The organism is Serratia sp. LSHTC3, assembly GCF_057197125.1.
This window is the reverse complement of record NZ_JBXUNP010000004.1, coordinates 216,425-231,321: the sequence shown is the minus strand read 5'-3', so window position 1 is coordinate 231,321 and position 14,897 is coordinate 216,425. Positions and strand designations below refer to the sequence as shown.

Below are 14,897 nucleotides of genomic sequence, written 5' to 3'. Positions count from 1 at the left end.
GCATGATGAGCCTGTACCCGCAGTTCTCACCGAGCAAGGTTGAAACGCCGCCTGTGGTAATTCCTTACGCAAAGAGCGGTTATTTTGCGATTTGGCGCAATAACTGACTGATTAAAAATACGTAAGGTGGAGGCAGTTTTTTGACAAGGCGCCGTGTCGCGCGCCGCAAGTGTGAATTTAACGCAGCTGATGTTGCAAGTGAGAGATCAATGTCGAATAAACCGTTCCACTATCAAGATCCGTTCCCGCTGAAGAAAGACGATACCGAATATTACCTGCTGAGCCGCGACCATGTTTCCGTGAGCGAATTTGAAGGCCAGGAAATTCTGAAAGTTGCCCCTGAAGCGTTAACCCTGCTTGCCCAGCATGCGTTCCACGACGCCTCGTTCATGCTGCGCCCGGCGCACCAACAGCAGGTGGCCGATATCCTCAAAGATCCGGACGCCAGCGAAAACGACAAGTACGTTGCGCTGCAATTTCTGCGTAACTCAGAAATCGCCGCCAAGGGTATTTTACCGACCTGCCAGGACACCGGCACGGCGATCATCGTCGGCAAAAAGGGCCAGCGCGTCTGGACCGGCGGCGGCGATGAAGAGGCGCTGTCGCGCGGGGTGTATAACACCTACATCGAAGAGAATCTGCGCTATTCGCAGAACGCCGCGCTGGATATGTACAAAGAGGTCAATACCGGCAGCAACCTGCCGGCGCAGATCGATCTCTACAGCGTGGACGGCGAAGAGTACAAATTCCTGTGCATCGCCAAGGGCGGCGGCTCCGCCAACAAAACCTATCTGTATCAGGAAACCAAGGCGCTGCTGTCGCCGGGCAAGCTGAAAAACTACCTGGTCGACAAGATGCGTACTCTGGGCACCGCGGCTTGCCCGCCGTACCATGTGGCGTTCGTCATCGGCGGCACCTCGGCGGAAGCGACGCTGAAAACCGTCAAACTGGCCTCGACCAAGTATTACGATGGCCTGCCGACGGAAGGTAACGAGCATGGCCAGGCATTCCGCGATCTGGAACTCGAAGCGGAACTGCTGCAAGAAGCGCAAAACCTGGGGCTGGGCGCACAGTTCGGCGGCAAATACTTCGCACATGATATCCGCGTCGTGCGCCTGCCGCGCCACGGCGCCTCCTGCCCGGTTGGCATGGGCGTCTCCTGCTCGGCGGACCGCAACATCAAAGGCAAGATCAACCGCGACGGCATCTGGCTGGAAAAACTGGAGCACAATCCGGGTAAATTCATTCCTCAGGAGCTGCGCCAGGCCGGGGAGGGCGAGGCGATCAAGGTCGATCTCAACCGCCCGATGGCCGAGATCCTCAAACAGCTGTCGCAGTATCCGGTTTCCACCCGCCTGTCGCTGAGTGGCACCATCATCGTTGGCCGCGATATCGCGCACGCCAAGCTGAAAGAGCGCCTGGATCGCGGTGAAGGCCTGCCGCAGTACGTCAAGGATCACCCGATCTACTACGCCGGCCCGGCTAAAACGCCGGAAGGCTATGCGTCCGGTTCCTTGGGGCCGACCACCGCCGGGCGTATGGATTCCTACGTCGACCTGCTGCAATCCCACGGCGGCAGCATGATCATGCTGGCGAAAGGCAACCGCAGCCAGCAGGTGACGGATGCCTGCCACAAGCACGGCGGCTTCTACCTCGGCAGCATCGGCGGCCCGGCGGCGGTGCTGGCGCAGCAGAGCATCAAGAGCCTGGAGTGCGTGGAGTACCCTGAGCTGGGCATGGAAGCGATCTGGAAAATCGAAGTGGAAGATTTCCCGGCGTTTATCCTGGTGGATGACAAAGGCAATGACTTCTTCCAGAAGATCCAGGCCGGTCAGTGTTCCAGCTGCCTGAAATAATCGCCTCTCCCCCTCCACCGCCCGCGGGCGGTGGAGGGGGTTGTGTAAAGTCCTGTAGCTTGCTGGACGCCGAGTTTTAACCTGTATACCCTACGTGGATAGCACTAAAATTCGACTAATGGAATATCGGCAACAGAAGGTTTCAGCAAGCACATGGGAACGCAGGAAAATCATATCAGGGAACTGCTGGTCTGGATTGAAGATAACCTGACCAATCCGCTGTCGTTGGATATCGTTTCCGCCAAGTCAGGCTATACGAAATGGTACCTGCAGCGCATGTTCAAGAAGCAGACCGGATTATCGTTAGCTTCCTACATTCGCGCTCGCCGCCTCTACATCGCCGCCTTCGCCTTGCGTTTCACGCAGAAGAGCATCCTCGATATTTCGGTCGAGTATCAATTCGATAACCAGCAGACGTTCTCGCGCTGTTTCAAGAAACACTTCGCCGAATCGCCCAGCGTGTATCGTCATGCCCGCAAACAGGACTTCAGCAATCTGGTGCGTTCGCTGGCGGCCAGCCAGCCCGGCGATATTCAGGTCGAACGCGTCAGCATCGCCAGAGGGCAATACGCCTTTCACGGCAAACAGTACGCTTATCACCTGGATATCGAAAAGTTGGATAAGTCGCATCTGCCGCAGCGCAGCGCGCTGCGGGCGCAGTTCTACACTTTGTTGGGCGAGCGTCCGGCGCAAACCTATTCGTTTACCCAACTGGTGCCGGACGGCGAGCGGGTCAGGGTCGACTATACCCTGGGCGTGACGGCGGACTACCCGCTGCGTGAAGGCGTGGCGCTGGAGCCGCTGCCGGAGATCCACGGCGAGTTTTGCCGTTTTCGCTATTCCGGCAAGCCGGTGGCGCTCAATGATCACATCATTCAAATCTACACGCAGGTGCTGCCCGAAATGGGGCTGGCCCGCGGTGACGGGCCGGACATGACGGTGTTCAGCTATTCGCTGAGCGGGAAAGAGGAGTTGCACCTGGAGCTGCAGCATCTGGTGCCGGTGGTGCCGCTGCACTGATCCCGTCGGCGGCCGGCAGCCGGTTTTTTTGCTGCACGATCGCCGCCATCACCGCCAGGGCGATTTCCGCCGGGGTTTTGCTGCCGAGCGGCAGGCCGATCGGCGCATGAATGCGTTCCAACTCCTGCGGCGTGAATTCGGCAATCTGCTGCAACCGCTGGCGCCGGCGCGCGCTGTTTCTGAGCGAGCCCATGGCGCCGATATAAAACGCCGGGGTGTGGATCGCTTCCATCAGCGTCAGATCGTCCATACGCGGATCGTGGGTCAGCGCCACGACGGCGGTATTGGCGTGGCAGCCCCCCTCTTCGATGAACTTGGCCGGAAACTGGCGCAGCAGCGTCACGCCGGGCTTCAGCTCGGCGGCGAAGTTGTCCAGCGCCTCCGGGCGGTTCTCGCACACCAGCACCTCAAACCCCAGCGCCACGGCGAAATCGGCGCAGTACAGCGCCACGCTGGACAGCCCGGCGATCAGCAGGCGCGGCGCGGCCGCGATGTGCAGGGTGATCTGCTCGAGCCGGCGTTCGACCTGAGTGGCGCTGGTGAAGTGGCTCTGCTCAAGGCTGTGGCAGGCGTTGGGCAGCGTCAGGCGTTTGAGCAACGCGTGATGCCCTTCCAGCGCGCCGGCGATGCGCTGCAGGTAAGCGACGCTGGCTTCTCCCGCCGGCAGATACTCGATCAGCACGTCCAGCACGCCGCCGCACGGCAGCGCCACGTTGGGCGTCATGCCGCCTTCGCCGTAACGAATCACCTGGCTGGCCGCCTGATACTCCCCGGCGGCCACGCGCCGCAGAAAGTCCTCCTCCACGCATCCGCCCGACAATGAGCCGCTGTAGCGGCCGTCGCGGGTCGCCGCCATCAACGCGCCCGGCGAGCGCGGCGAAGAGCCATAGGTGCTGAGCACGGTGCATAACCAAACCGGCTGTTGTTGCAGCCAGCTTATCGCCTGGCTGACCACGGTGACATCAAGATGTTGCATAGGTGAATTTACTCGCTGGCCGGGAGTTGCGATGGAAGATCAATATCCCGCACGACGCCGGGGTGCTCAAGCGGCAGCAGGTGGACTGCCGCGCCTTGCAGCAGTTCACGCGCGCCATTATCGCCGCGCAGTTGGCAAAGTGGTTTGCGCAATCGGGCGGAAAAGCCGACCGGGTGACCGGGCTGTTGCGCATAACAGGGGCGCACGATCGGGTGCTGCCGTAAGGCATCCGCCACCTGTCGGAAAACGTCGGCGCCGACGAATGGCATATCGGCCAGGTGGATCAGCCAGCCTTGCCAGTGCGGCGTGGCCGCAACGCCTGCGGCGATCGAGTCGCCGAGGCCCGCGCTGGCGAGCAGGGTGACCGGCACCTGGTTGGCGGCGCAGGCTGCCAGTACCGGCAGATTATCCGGCCGGGTCACCACCTGTACCGGCAGGCCGGAGGCCAGCGCCTGGCATAGGGTGTGCTCGAACAGCGAACGCCGCTCGCCCGCCGCATCGGCAAACCCGGCGTTCAATTTGTTGCCCTGGCCGCCGGCCTGAATAAAGCGCTCTCCGCGTCCGGCGGCGGTAATGACAATGCCCGTGGTCATGGTTGAAGTCCGCGTTTGCGCAAATTATTTATTAGCCTACAAACTACCTGTGTTTTGTAAATGTTTTTTTGTTGAAAACAGCCTGTTAATCATCACATAATTTTAGTTATAAGCATATGCTTATGACGTCTACGGCAAGGTCGTCAGCGTTTGCGCAACAACACCGCGAACAAAAACCAATTACAAGAAAGACGTGAAGGACTTATTTATGAGCAATTTCAACCCGTCGCGGCGCCGCTTCATCAAAAGCGCCGTGATTGCGGGGGTCTCCGTGTACCTCGCTCCCCTGTACAGCCGCGCCTACGCCGCGCTGTTCGAGCAAAAAATCCTCCAGTCACCCAACTGGGATCCGCAGGCCAAGCGCGTGCGTTTCCGTATCGACGGCCGCGCCAAGGTCATGGGGCAGAAGGTGTTCGCACGCGATATCCGCGCGGTGGACATGCCGCACTGGCCGCAGAAACAGGCGCACGCCTTCATTCTGCGCGTGACCAAAGCCGACCGGCTGTTCGAGGGGGTCGATCTGTCGCTGCTGGGGGACGATCTGCAGCCCGATCGCCTGGTGACGGCGGAAGATCTGGCGCGCGATGGCCTGGCCTTTCCGGCGTTCTACGGTGACGACATGCTGCTGCCGAACGGCAAAACCCCTGCCTATCTCGGCCAGGCAGTGGCGATCCTGATCTATCACGACTTCGCCCGTTTCCGCTTCGCCAAGGACAAGCTGAAATTCCGTGAGGAAACCATCAAATACGGCGCGGTCACCGGCCCGCTGGAGCGCGATCCCTGGGGCAGTTTCCGTTACGTGCGGGTGGGGGGAGAACAGCCGTTCGACGACGATCGCTTCTCCAGCCTGAAGGATACGCCGATCTTCCCGGTATCGATGAAAAAACATCTGCCGGTGTGGCCGGAAGGGCGCGAGGGCGGCAAGCTGGATCAGGAAGGCATGCGCTATGCGGGCCTGATCGCCGACGAGTTGGCGAATCCGCCGGCCGACTGGCTGGTAATGTCGCGCCGCTATACCACGCAGTCGATCGACACCTCGGCGCTGGAGCCGGACAACGCCAATGGCTGGTTCGACGCGCAGACGCAAACCCTGCATCTGGTGGTGCCGACTCAGTCGCCGCAGGAAGTGGCCGACGAGATGCCGCGCATGCTGGCCAAGCGCAATCCGCCGGTGAAACAGCTGATCCTGCACCCGTGCTACACCGTGGGTTACGGCTCGAAAGACCACTACAACTTCCCGTATTACGGCGCGGTGGCGGCGATGTACGGCGACGGCCACCCGGTGCGCCTGGCCAATGACCGCTTCGAGCAGTTCCAGACGGCGCTGAAGCGCCATGCGTTCGACATGAACTACCGCATCGCGGTGAATAAGCAAACCGGCGTCATGCAGTCGTTCCTCGGTGACATGACCGCGGACGGCGGCGGCCGCAGCAACTTTACCCCTTCGGTGGTGATGGTCGGCGCGACCGCCGCCCAGTCGATTTACTACTTCCCGAAAAGCGATCTGTCGTCGGTCGGGCTGGCCTCACGCGCCATCGATGCCGGCTCGGCGCGCGGTTACGGCACGCTACAGAGCATGGCCGCCACCGAGATGATGGTGGATGAGCTGGCCGCCGAGCTGAAGATCGACCCGATCGAGTTTCGCCTGCGCAACGTGCTGAAATCCGGCATGAAAAACACCCAGGGGGCGATCCCGGCCGGTGCGATCCGCGCTGATGAAGTGCTGGAGAAGGCGGCGAAGCACGAGATGTGGCTCAAGCGCGCCGAACGCAAGGCCGAGTTTGAGAGCCGCCATCCCGGCAAGCGCTATGGCGTCGGCTTCGGCTGCGTGCAGAAAGATTTCGGCACCGGGGCGGAAACCTCGTTCGCCCGGGTGGAGCTGAGCGAAGACGGCCGCATCACGCTGCATCACAGCGGCGCGGAGATGGGCACCGGCATGTCGACCTCGCAGTCGGTATTGTGCGCGCAGTGGCTGGGCAAACCGGCCGACGAAGCCCACTTCTCGGTCACCGACTGGTCGGTATTGCCGATGGTCACCAGCGGCGATCCTTACCTGATGTCGCAGGAAGAGCAGGATAAGCTGCAAACCAACCCCAACTGGACGCCGAGCTACTGTTCGCCGTCGAGCGCCAGCAACTCGGCCTATTACTTCTCGCACAGTACCCGCGAAGCGGCGCGCCTGATCTTCGATCACGGCCTGTGGCCGGCGGCGATGGCGCTGTGGCAGGCCGGCATCGGCGGCGGCCAGGCGGCGCCGCTGGTGGTGCGGCGCGAAGATGCGCGTTGGGTCGAAGGCGGCCTGACGGCGGCGGGCATGTCGGTGCTGAGCCTCGAGCTGCTGGCCAAGACGGCTTATCAGATGGGCGGCGTCACCGGCGCGGCGGTGCACGTCTTCAACCGCTGGCAGTGGGCGGAGGCCGATTTCACGTTGAACGGCAAAAGCGAGCGCCTGCCGATCGACGGCATGGCGCTGCGCAATGCCAACGGTGAATTCAAGCCGCTGGCGCGCGGGCAGGTCTACTACCCGCCGACCCAGCGCAACAATGCGGCAGTGACCTACTACAGCGCCGTCGGCACGCTGGCGGAAGTGGCGGTGGATATCGCCACCGGCCAGGTGGAGTTGCTGAATCACCACTCGATCATGGAGTGCGGCAACCTGATCGTGCCGGAACTGGTTTCCGGCCAGCTGCAGGGCGGGCTGGCGATGGGCATCGGCCATGCGCTGCACGAATATTTACCGCTGTACGAAGACGGCCCGGGCAACGGCACCTGGAACTTCAACCGTTACCACCTGCCGCGCGCCAGCGACGTGGCGGTGTGGAAACAGAGCGGCGACATCCTGCCGGCGCTGTCGGAAACCGATCCGCCGAAAGGCATGGCGGAGGTGGTGATGATCCCGATCGTGGCCGCACTGGTCAACGCCATTGCCGACGCCACCGGTCACCGTTTCCGTGATTTGCCCGTTCGTGCAGAAAATATTCGTGAGGTATTACAATGAGCATTAAAACCCAGCCGATTTCCCTGACCATCAACGAGAAACAGTACGGCCCGATCGAGGTGCCGGAAGGCTTGATGATGATCGATTTCCTGCACGAGTATCTCGATTTGACCGGTTCGCGCCTCGGCTGCGGGCAGGGCATTTGCCATGCCTGCGTGGCGATTGTCGATCACCCGAGCGGCACCAGCGAAGAGGTGCGCACCTGCATCACCGGCGCGCATTTCTTCAACGGCAAGAAAGTGCGCACCGTCGAAGGCCACGCCAGGGTGGACGAACAGGGGGAGGTGGTTGAGCTGTCGCCGATCCAGCAGGCGTTTCTGGAGCACTACAGCTTCCAGTGCGGCTACTGCACGCCGGGCTTCGTCAACGCCGCCACCATTTTCGTGGAAAAGCTCAAGCGTGAGCCGATCGCCCGCGATCAGCTGGAGAACGCCATCGAGCAGGCGCTGGACAGCCACATCTGCCGCTGCACCGGCTACGTGCGCTATTACGAAGCGGTGCGCGACGTGGTGCTGAAAACGCCGGGCCTGCTGAAGGAGACGGCGCAATGAAAAAACGTCTCGCAGTGTTGATTGTGCTGGTGGCGATCGTGGTGATCGCGCTGCTGTGGTGGCGGGAAAACCGCCGTTACGACGGCCCGGTGCAGCAGGTGACCGCCGGCGCCGAACAGATCGCCCGCGGCCGCTATCTGGCGCAGGCCGCCGACTGTGCCGCCTGCCATACCGCCAGCGGCGGGGCGCCGTTGGCCGGCGGCTATCCGTTGGAAACGCCGTTCGGCACGATTTACGGCAGCAACCTGACGCCGTCGGCCGACCACGGCATCGGGCGCTGGAGCAAGGACGACTTCTTCCTGGCGCTGACGCAGGGAGTGGCGCCGGGCGGGCGGCACCTGTACCCGGCGATGCCTTACACCTCGTATAAGGGCATGTCGCGTCAGGACGCCGACGACATCTACGCTTACCTGATGACGCGCCCGGCGGTGGACGTGGCCATTCCGGCCAACGAGATGCCGTTCCCGTTCAACCAGCGCATGGCGCTGATCGGCTGGAACCTGCTGTTCCGCAGCCAGGATCCGCTGCCGGCCAGCTCGCAGGGCAGCTCACCGCAATGGCAGCGCGGCCGCTATCTGGCCGATGTGCTGGGCCACTGTGGCGAATGTCACACGCCGCGCGGCGCGCTGGGGCAGATGGATCTCGGCAAGCCGATGCAGGGCGGCGATCTCGGCCGCTTCATGGCGCCGGACATTACGCCGCACGGTCTGGCGCAGCGCGGCTGGACGCCGCAGGACGTCAGCCGCTTCCTCGGCACCGGCCTTGCGCCGCAGGGTTCGGCCTTCAGTGAGATGCATATGGTGGTGGATCTCAGCACCCGTCATTTGACGCCGGAAGATCATCAAGCGCTGGCGCTGTATCTGATGGGCGAGCAGCCGCCGGCGGCTGTGCCGGTGAAAATGGGGCAGGGCAGCGATGCCGGGCGCATGGCCTATCTGGATCAGTGCGCCGGCTGCCACGCGCGCGAAGGCGTGGGCAAACCGCACGTCGCGCCGGCGATGCGCGATAACGCCACGCTGCGCCAGGCGGACGGCAAGAACCTGATCGTGTCGGTGCTGGACGGCCTGCCGGCCCAGCAGTTCCCGAACGGTGAAAGCATGCAGAGCATGCCGGGCTTCGGCGAGCGTTTGAGCGATGCCGACGTGGCGGAACTGGTAAATTACCTGCGGGTGACCTGGGGCGGTTTGCCGGCGGACATCACCGCCGAGCAGGTGAAAGCGCTGCGCAAGTAAGCGGCGTTCAGGCAAAAAAATGGCCCGCATCTGCGGGCCGTTTTGTTTACTGCGCGGTCACGGGATTCAACGGCTGGTGACGCCGTCGACGCGCTGGCTGCGCTGTTTGATGGCGTAACCGACGGCCAGGATCGCCACCCACACCGGGATCAGCAGCACCGAGATTTGAATACCCGGCGTCAGGTACATGATCACCAGGATGCCGGCCATGAACAGCAGGCACAGGTAGTTGCTGAACGGGTACCAGAACGCTTTGAACTTCGGCACCACGCCTTCGCGGTTTTTGGCGGCGCGGAACTTCAGGTGCGCCAGGCTGATCATCGCCCAGTTGATCACCAGCGCCGACACCACCAGCGCCATCAGCAGTTCGAAGGCGCGGCCCGGGATCAGGTAGTTAATCAGCACGCACAGCGCGGTGGCGAGGGCGGAAATGCCGATGGCCACCACCGGCACGCCGCGGCCATCGACCTTCAGCAGGCTTTTCGGGCCGTTGCCCTGCTGCGCCAGGCCGTACAGCATGCGGCTGTTGCAGTAGACGCAGCTGTTGTAGACCGACAGCGCGGCGGTGAGCACCACGATGTTCAGCACGGTCGCTACCAGGTTGCTGTTCAGCGCGTGGAAGATCAGCACGAACGGGCTGCCGCCTTCGACCACTTTGCCCCACGGGTATAGCGACAGCAGAATGGCCAGTGAACCGATATAGAAGATCAGGATGCGGTAGATCACCTGATTGGTGGCTTTCGGAATGCTTTTTTGCGGGTTGTCGGCTTCGGCGGCGGTGATGCCGACCAGCTCGAGGCCGCCGAAGGAGAACATGATCACCGCCATCGCCATCACCAGGCCCATGACGCCGTTCGGGAAGAACCCGCCCTGCGCCCACAGGTTGGTGACGGTGGCTTCCGGGCCGCCCATGCCGCTGAACAGCAGGTAGGCGCCGAACACGATCATGCCGATAATCGCCACCACTTTGATGATGGCGAACCAGAACTCCATCTCGCCGTAAACTTTGACGTTGGCCAGGTTGATGGCGTTGATCGCCAGGAAGAACACCGCGGCGGAAACCCAGGTGGGGATCTCCGGCCACCAGTACTGCACGTAGATGCCGACTGCGGTCAGCTCCGCCATCGCCACCAGGACATACAGCACCCAGTAGTTCCAGCCGGAGGCGAAGCCGGCGAAGTTGCCCCAGTATTTGTAGGCGAAGTGGCTGAAGGAGCCGGCGACCGGCTCTTCCACCACCATTTCCCCCAGCTGGCGCATGATCAGAAACGCGATGAAGCCGCCGATGGCGTAGCCGAGAAGCACTGACGGGCCGGCCATTTTTATTGTTTGAGCGATACCGAGAAATAACCCGGTGCCGATTGCGCCACCTAAGGCGATGAGCTGAATATGGCGGTTTTTCAGGCCGCGCTTCAGCTGGTCACCATGCTGTTGACCATCCATCAATCTAACCCTCTGTCGTTGTGAATGCCCACCTGCCTGTAAAGCAGTGGTTACGATGTGTGTTTTGTTTTATTTACGGCGTTATAGCTATTAATTCCACGGCGCCGCTACCGTTTGGCAGAGAATAATGTTATGCGCGTCGGTTTGCACCTGCTTTGTCGTGTGAGTGATTAAGATTGCAGCAGTTTAGGAAACAAAATGCGGGTTGTGTGACGGCAGGGGGGATTCAGTGCATGAAATAAGCAACAAATCACATAATGCGCAAAAATAACGTAGATCTGAACGGTGGGCTGCGTTCAAATAATGAACGAACCGCCGTTGCGCTGCTCGCCAAATAGCCATTCATTAAAGCGTAATAACCATGCAATAAAACTCGGGCAAAAAGTTTGCACTCTGCCTTGCGTAAGGTTTGGTAAAAGTTAAATCCCCAACCCGCCGCGTAAATGGTAATACCATCACGGCGTTACCGGTTTGCAGCGGGGTTTTCAGCGGGGTGTTAAAATGTGCGGGTAACCTGATTTCGATCAAGGCCCGTATGGACAGGAGGTGAATACTTTGTTACTTTACCGTCACGTTTTTGAAATTGGTATTACCAATTGACTCCGCGCCATTCGCAGAGAAGAATTCACTCATGGCCTACAGCAAAATCCGCCAACCCAAGTTGTCAGATGTTATCGAGCAACAGCTCGAATACCTGATCCTCGAGGGGACACTGCGCCCAGGCGAAAAACTGCCTCCGGAGCGCGAGCTGGCGAAACAATTTGATGTCTCCCGTCCTTCTCTGAGAGAGGCCATTCAGCGCCTTGAAGCGAAAGGGCTGCTCCTGCGCCGTCAGGGCGGCGGCACCTTCGTGCAAACTAATCTGTGGCAGAGCTTCAGCGATCCGCTGGCCGAGCTGCTGGCCGACCATCCCGAATCACAGTTCGATCTGCTGGAAACCCGTCACGCGCTGGAAGGCATTGCCGCCTATTACGCGGCGCTGCGCGGCACCGATGAAGATCTGGCGCGCATCCGCGACTGCCATATCGTGATTCAACAGGCTCAAGACAGCGGCGATCTCGACGCCGAGGCCGATGCGGTCATGCAGTATCAAATCGCCGTGACCGAAGCCGCTCACAACGTTGTGTTACTTCACCTGCTACGCTGCATGGGGCCGATGCTGGAACAGAACGTGCGTCAGAACTTTGAATTGCTCTACTCGCGCCGTGAGATGTTGGCAAAAGTGAGCAGCCACCGCGCCGGAATTTTTGAGGCGATTGTGGCACGCGAGCCGGAAAAGGCCCGTGAAGCCTCGCATCGCCACTTGGCGTTTATCGAGGAAATCTTGCTGGATCTCAGCCGGGAGCATACTCGGCGCGAGAGATCGCTGCGGCGTCTCCAGCAACGCAAGGATTAAGAGCTGTCCTCTTCAGGGTACACCAGCCTGCGGGGATTAAGTTCGAGGTACTTAGTTAAGTACTTAAGCGGCAACTAAACTGATGGGCCTGTCTTCGTGTGTTTTGGCACAGAACACAGGAAGACAGGCTCCAAACAAACCATTAGACAGATAAGGAATACCACCATGTCAGAACGTTTAAACAATGACGTGGATCCGATCGAAACCCGCGACTGGCTGCAGGCGATCGAATCGGTCATCCGTGAAGAGGGTGTTGAGCGAGCTCAGTTTCTGATTGATCAGGTATTGGGAGAAGCCCGCAAAGGCGGCGTTAACGTTGCGGCTGGTGCTGCAGCGCACAACTACGTCAACACCATCGCGGTAGAAGACGAACCGGCTTACCCAGGCAACCTGGATCTGGAACGCCGCATTCGCTCTGCGATCCGTTGGAACGCGATCATGACCGTTCTGCGCGCATCCAAGAAAGACCTGGAGCTGGGCGGCCACATGGCTTCCTTCCAGTCTTCCGCGACCTTCTATGAAGTCTGCTTTAACCACTTCTTCCGCGCACGCAACGAGAAAGACGGCGGCGACCTGGTCTACTTCCAGGGCCACATCTCTCCGGGCGTTTACGCGCGCGCCTTCCTTGAAGGCCGCCTGACCGAAGAACAGATGAACAACTTCCGTCAGGAAGTGCACGGCAACGGCCTGTCCTCTTACCCGCATCCTAAGCTGATGCCGGAATTCTGGCAGTTCCCGACCGTATCCATGGGCCTGGGCCCAATCAGCGCCATCTATCAGGCGAAGTTCCTGAAATACCTGGAACACCGCGGCCTGAAAGACACCTCTGAGCAGACCGTTTACGCCTTCCTGGGCGACGGCGAGATGGATGAGCCGGAATCCAAAGGCGCCATCACCATCGCCACCCGCGAGAAGCTGGACAACCTGGTGTTCGTCATCAACTGCAACCTGCAGCGCCTGGACGGCCCGGTCACCGGTAACGGCAAGATCATCAACGAACTGGAAGGCATCTTCTCCGGCGCAGGCTGGCAGGTGCTGAAAGTGATCTGGGGCGGCCGTTGGGACGAGCTGCTGCGCAAAGACACCAGCGGTAAACTGGTTCAGCTGATGAACGAGACCCTGGACGGCGACTACCAGACCTTCAAATCCAAAGACGGCGCTTACGTGCGCGAGCACTTCTTCGGCCGTTACCCGGAAACCGCGGCGCTGGTTAAAGACATGACCGACGACGAAATCTGGGCGCTGAACCGTGGTGGTCACGATCCGAAGAAAATCTTCGCTGCACTGAAAAAAGCGCAGGACACCAAAGGCAAACCGACCGTTATCCTGGCCCACACCATCAAAGGTTACGGCATGGGTGAAACCGCGGAAGGTAAAAACATCGCTCACCAGGTGAAGAAAATGAACATGGAAGGGGTTCACCACTTCCGCGATCGTTTCAACGTGCCGGTTGCCGATGCTGACATCGAAAAACTGCCGTACATCACCTTCGAGAAAGATTCCGAAGAGTACAAATACCTGCACGAACGTCGCCAGGCGCTGAAAGGCTACGTGCCTACCCGTCTGCCGGAGTTCACCCAGAAGCTGGAAATGCCGGCGCTGGAAGATTTCAGCTCGCTGCTGGAAGAGCAGAACAAAGAGATCTCCACCACTATCGCCTTCGTGCGTGCCCTGAACGTGATGCTGAAGAACAAGTCGATCAAAGATCGCCTGGTGCCAATCATCGCCGACGAAGCGCGTACCTTCGGTATGGAAGGTCTGTTCCGTCAGATCGGTATCTACAGCCCGAACGGCCAGCAGTACACCCCGCAGGACCGTGAGCAGGTTGCTTACTACAAAGAAGACGAGAAAGGCCAAATCCTGCAGGAAGGCATCAACGAACTGGGCGCAGCCTCTTCCTGGCTGGCCGCAGCGACCTCCTACAGCACCAACGATCTGCCGATGATTCCGTTCTACATCTACTACTCGATGTTCGGTTTCCAACGTATCGGCGACCTGTGCTGGGCAGCGGGCGACCAACAGGCGCGCGGCTTCCTGATCGGCGGGACCTCGGGCCGTACTACCCTGAACGGCGAAGGTCTGCAGCACGAAGATGGCCACAGCCACATTCAGTCTCTGACCATCCCTAACTGCATCTCTTACGATCCGGCTTACGCGTACGAAGTGGCGGTGATCATGCACGACGGTCTGGTGCGCATGTATGGCGACAACCCGGAAAACGTGTACTACTACCTGACCACGCTGAACGAAAACTACCACATGCCTGCGATGCCGCAGGGTGCGGAAGAAGGTATCCGCAAGGGTATCTACAAGCTGGAAACGCTGGAAGGCAGCAAAGGCAAGGTGCAGCTGCTGGGCTCCGGCGCCATCCTGCGCCACGTGCGCGAAGCTGCGCAAATCCTGGCGAAGGACTACGGCGTGGGTTCCGACACCTACAGCGTGACCTCGTTCACCGAACTGGCGCGCGACGGCCAGGATTGCGAGCGCTGGAACATGCTGCACCCAACTGAAACGCCACGCGTGCCTTACATCGCTCAGGTGATGAGCGACGCGCCGGCGGTAGCCTCTACCGACTACATGAAACTGTTCGCCGAACAGGTTCGTACTTATGTGCCGGCCAGCGATTATCGCGTACTGGGCACCGACGGCTTCGGTCGTTCGGACAGCCGCGAAAACCTGCGTCACCACTTTGAAGTCGATGCGTCCTACGTGGTGGTTGCTGCTCTGGGTGAACTGGCTAAACGCGGTGAGATCGAAGCTTCTGTGGTTGCTGACGCAATCAAGAAATTCGACATCAACCCGGAAAAAGTTAACCCGCGTCTGGCCTAAGAG

The 14,897-nt window shown here is 60.4% G+C and carries 10 protein-coding genes; 7 read left to right on the top strand and 3 right to left on the bottom strand.

The window, feature by feature from the left end; genetic code table 11:
- The first annotated feature begins 209 nt into the window (after nt 1–209).
- Both fumA and AC2CGI_RS16700 read left to right on the top strand, forming a co-directional pair.
- On the top strand, nt 210–1,856 hold the full coding sequence (gene fumA / locus AC2CGI_RS16705; RefSeq protein ID WP_004937467.1) for a class I fumarate hydratase FumA: 1,647 nt from the start codon (nt 210–212) through the stop codon (nt 1,854–1,856).
- A gap of 153 nt (nt 1,857–2,009) precedes the next feature.
- Nucleotides 2,010–2,876 (top strand): helix-turn-helix domain-containing protein, encoded by an 867-nt coding sequence (locus AC2CGI_RS16700; RefSeq protein ID WP_004937469.1) that lies wholly within the window; start codon nt 2,010–2,012, stop codon nt 2,874–2,876.
- Here AC2CGI_RS16700 and AC2CGI_RS16695 read toward each other — a convergent pair.
- The gene (locus AC2CGI_RS16695) at nt 2,800–3,852 is read right to left on the bottom strand and encodes an XdhC family protein (RefSeq protein WP_076740985.1); all 1,053 of its coding nucleotides are present in this window, start codon (nt 3,850–3,852) and stop codon (nt 2,800–2,802) included. The two genes, AC2CGI_RS16700 and AC2CGI_RS16695, sit on opposite strands and share 77 nt — an antisense overlap.
- Before the next feature lie 8 nt (nt 3,853–3,860).
- Complete coding sequence (locus tag AC2CGI_RS16690) at nt 3,861–4,445, bottom strand: nucleotidyltransferase family protein (RefSeq protein ID WP_004937476.1); 585 nt, start codon at nt 4,443–4,445, stop codon at nt 3,861–3,863.
- A gap of 208 nt (nt 4,446–4,653) precedes the next feature.
- Between AC2CGI_RS16690 and AC2CGI_RS16685 the strand changes: the two genes are divergently transcribed.
- The 3 genes from AC2CGI_RS16685 to AC2CGI_RS16675 are packed head-to-tail and all read left to right on the top strand — an operon-like array spanning nt 4,654 to nt 9,226.
- Entirely contained in the window at nt 4,654–7,443 is a 2,790-nt protein-coding gene (locus AC2CGI_RS16685; protein WP_015379039.1) for a xanthine dehydrogenase family protein molybdopterin-binding subunit, read from the top strand.
- Nucleotides 7,440–7,994 (top strand): (2Fe-2S)-binding protein, encoded by a 555-nt coding sequence (locus tag AC2CGI_RS16680; RefSeq protein WP_015379038.1) that lies wholly within the window; start codon nt 7,440–7,442, stop codon nt 7,992–7,994. Before AC2CGI_RS16685 ends, AC2CGI_RS16680 begins: the two co-directional genes overlap by 4 nt.
- A complete protein-coding gene (locus AC2CGI_RS16675) occupies nt 7,991–9,226 on the top strand; it encodes a cytochrome c (RefSeq protein WP_076740984.1) in 1,236 nt (411 codons plus the stop codon). Before AC2CGI_RS16680 ends, AC2CGI_RS16675 begins: the two co-directional genes overlap by 4 nt.
- Nucleotides 9,227–9,292: 66 nt before the next feature.
- Here AC2CGI_RS16675 and AC2CGI_RS16670 read toward each other — a convergent pair whose 3' ends face one another.
- Nucleotides 9,293–10,669: an amino acid permease gene (locus AC2CGI_RS16670; RefSeq protein ID WP_004937488.1), complete on the bottom strand. Its 1,377-nt coding sequence runs from the start codon at nt 10,667–10,669 to the stop codon at nt 9,293–9,295.
- Between the two features lie 631 nt (nt 10,670–11,300).
- On the opposite strand from AC2CGI_RS16670, the gene pdhR reads away from it, so the two are divergent.
- Together pdhR and aceE are read left to right on the top strand one after the other, a co-directional pair.
- Nucleotides 11,301–12,065, top strand: coding sequence for a pyruvate dehydrogenase complex transcriptional repressor PdhR (pdhR, locus tag AC2CGI_RS16665; RefSeq protein WP_004937490.1), 765 nt, complete (start codon nt 11,301–11,303; stop codon nt 12,063–12,065).
- A gap of 165 nt (nt 12,066–12,230) precedes the next feature.
- On the top strand, nt 12,231–14,894 hold the full coding sequence (aceE, locus tag AC2CGI_RS16660) for a pyruvate dehydrogenase (acetyl-transferring), homodimeric type (protein ID WP_004937495.1): 2,664 nt from the start codon (nt 12,231–12,233) through the stop codon (nt 14,892–14,894).
- The last annotated feature ends 3 nt before the right edge of the window (nt 14,895–14,897 follow it).

Excerpts from the sequence above, each read along its gene's own strand:
- fumA (WP_004937467.1), top strand. The coding sequence starts at position 210 with ATGTCGAATAAACCGTTCCACTATCAAGATCCGTTCCCGCTGAAGAAA.
- AC2CGI_RS16700 (WP_004937469.1), top strand. The coding sequence starts at position 2,010 with ATGGGAACGCAGGAAAATCATATCAGGGAACTGCTGGTCTGGATTGAA.
- AC2CGI_RS16695 (WP_076740985.1), bottom strand. The coding sequence starts at position 3,852 with ATGCAACATCTTGATGTCACCGTGGTCAGCCAGGCGATAAGCTGGCTG.
- AC2CGI_RS16690 (WP_004937476.1), bottom strand. The coding sequence starts at position 4,445 with ATGACCACGGGCATTGTCATTACCGCCGCCGGACGCGGAGAGCGCTTT.
- AC2CGI_RS16685 (WP_015379039.1), top strand. The coding sequence starts at position 4,654 with ATGAGCAATTTCAACCCGTCGCGGCGCCGCTTCATCAAAAGCGCCGTG.
- AC2CGI_RS16680 (WP_015379038.1), top strand. The coding sequence starts at position 7,440 with ATGAGCATTAAAACCCAGCCGATTTCCCTGACCATCAACGAGAAACAG.
- AC2CGI_RS16675 (WP_076740984.1), top strand. The coding sequence starts at position 7,991 with ATGAAAAAACGTCTCGCAGTGTTGATTGTGCTGGTGGCGATCGTGGTG.
- AC2CGI_RS16670 (WP_004937488.1), bottom strand. The coding sequence starts at position 10,669 with ATGGATGGTCAACAGCATGGTGACCAGCTGAAGCGCGGCCTGAAAAAC.
- pdhR (WP_004937490.1), top strand. The coding sequence starts at position 11,301 with ATGGCCTACAGCAAAATCCGCCAACCCAAGTTGTCAGATGTTATCGAG.
- aceE (WP_004937495.1), top strand. The coding sequence starts at position 12,231 with ATGTCAGAACGTTTAAACAATGACGTGGATCCGATCGAAACCCGCGAC.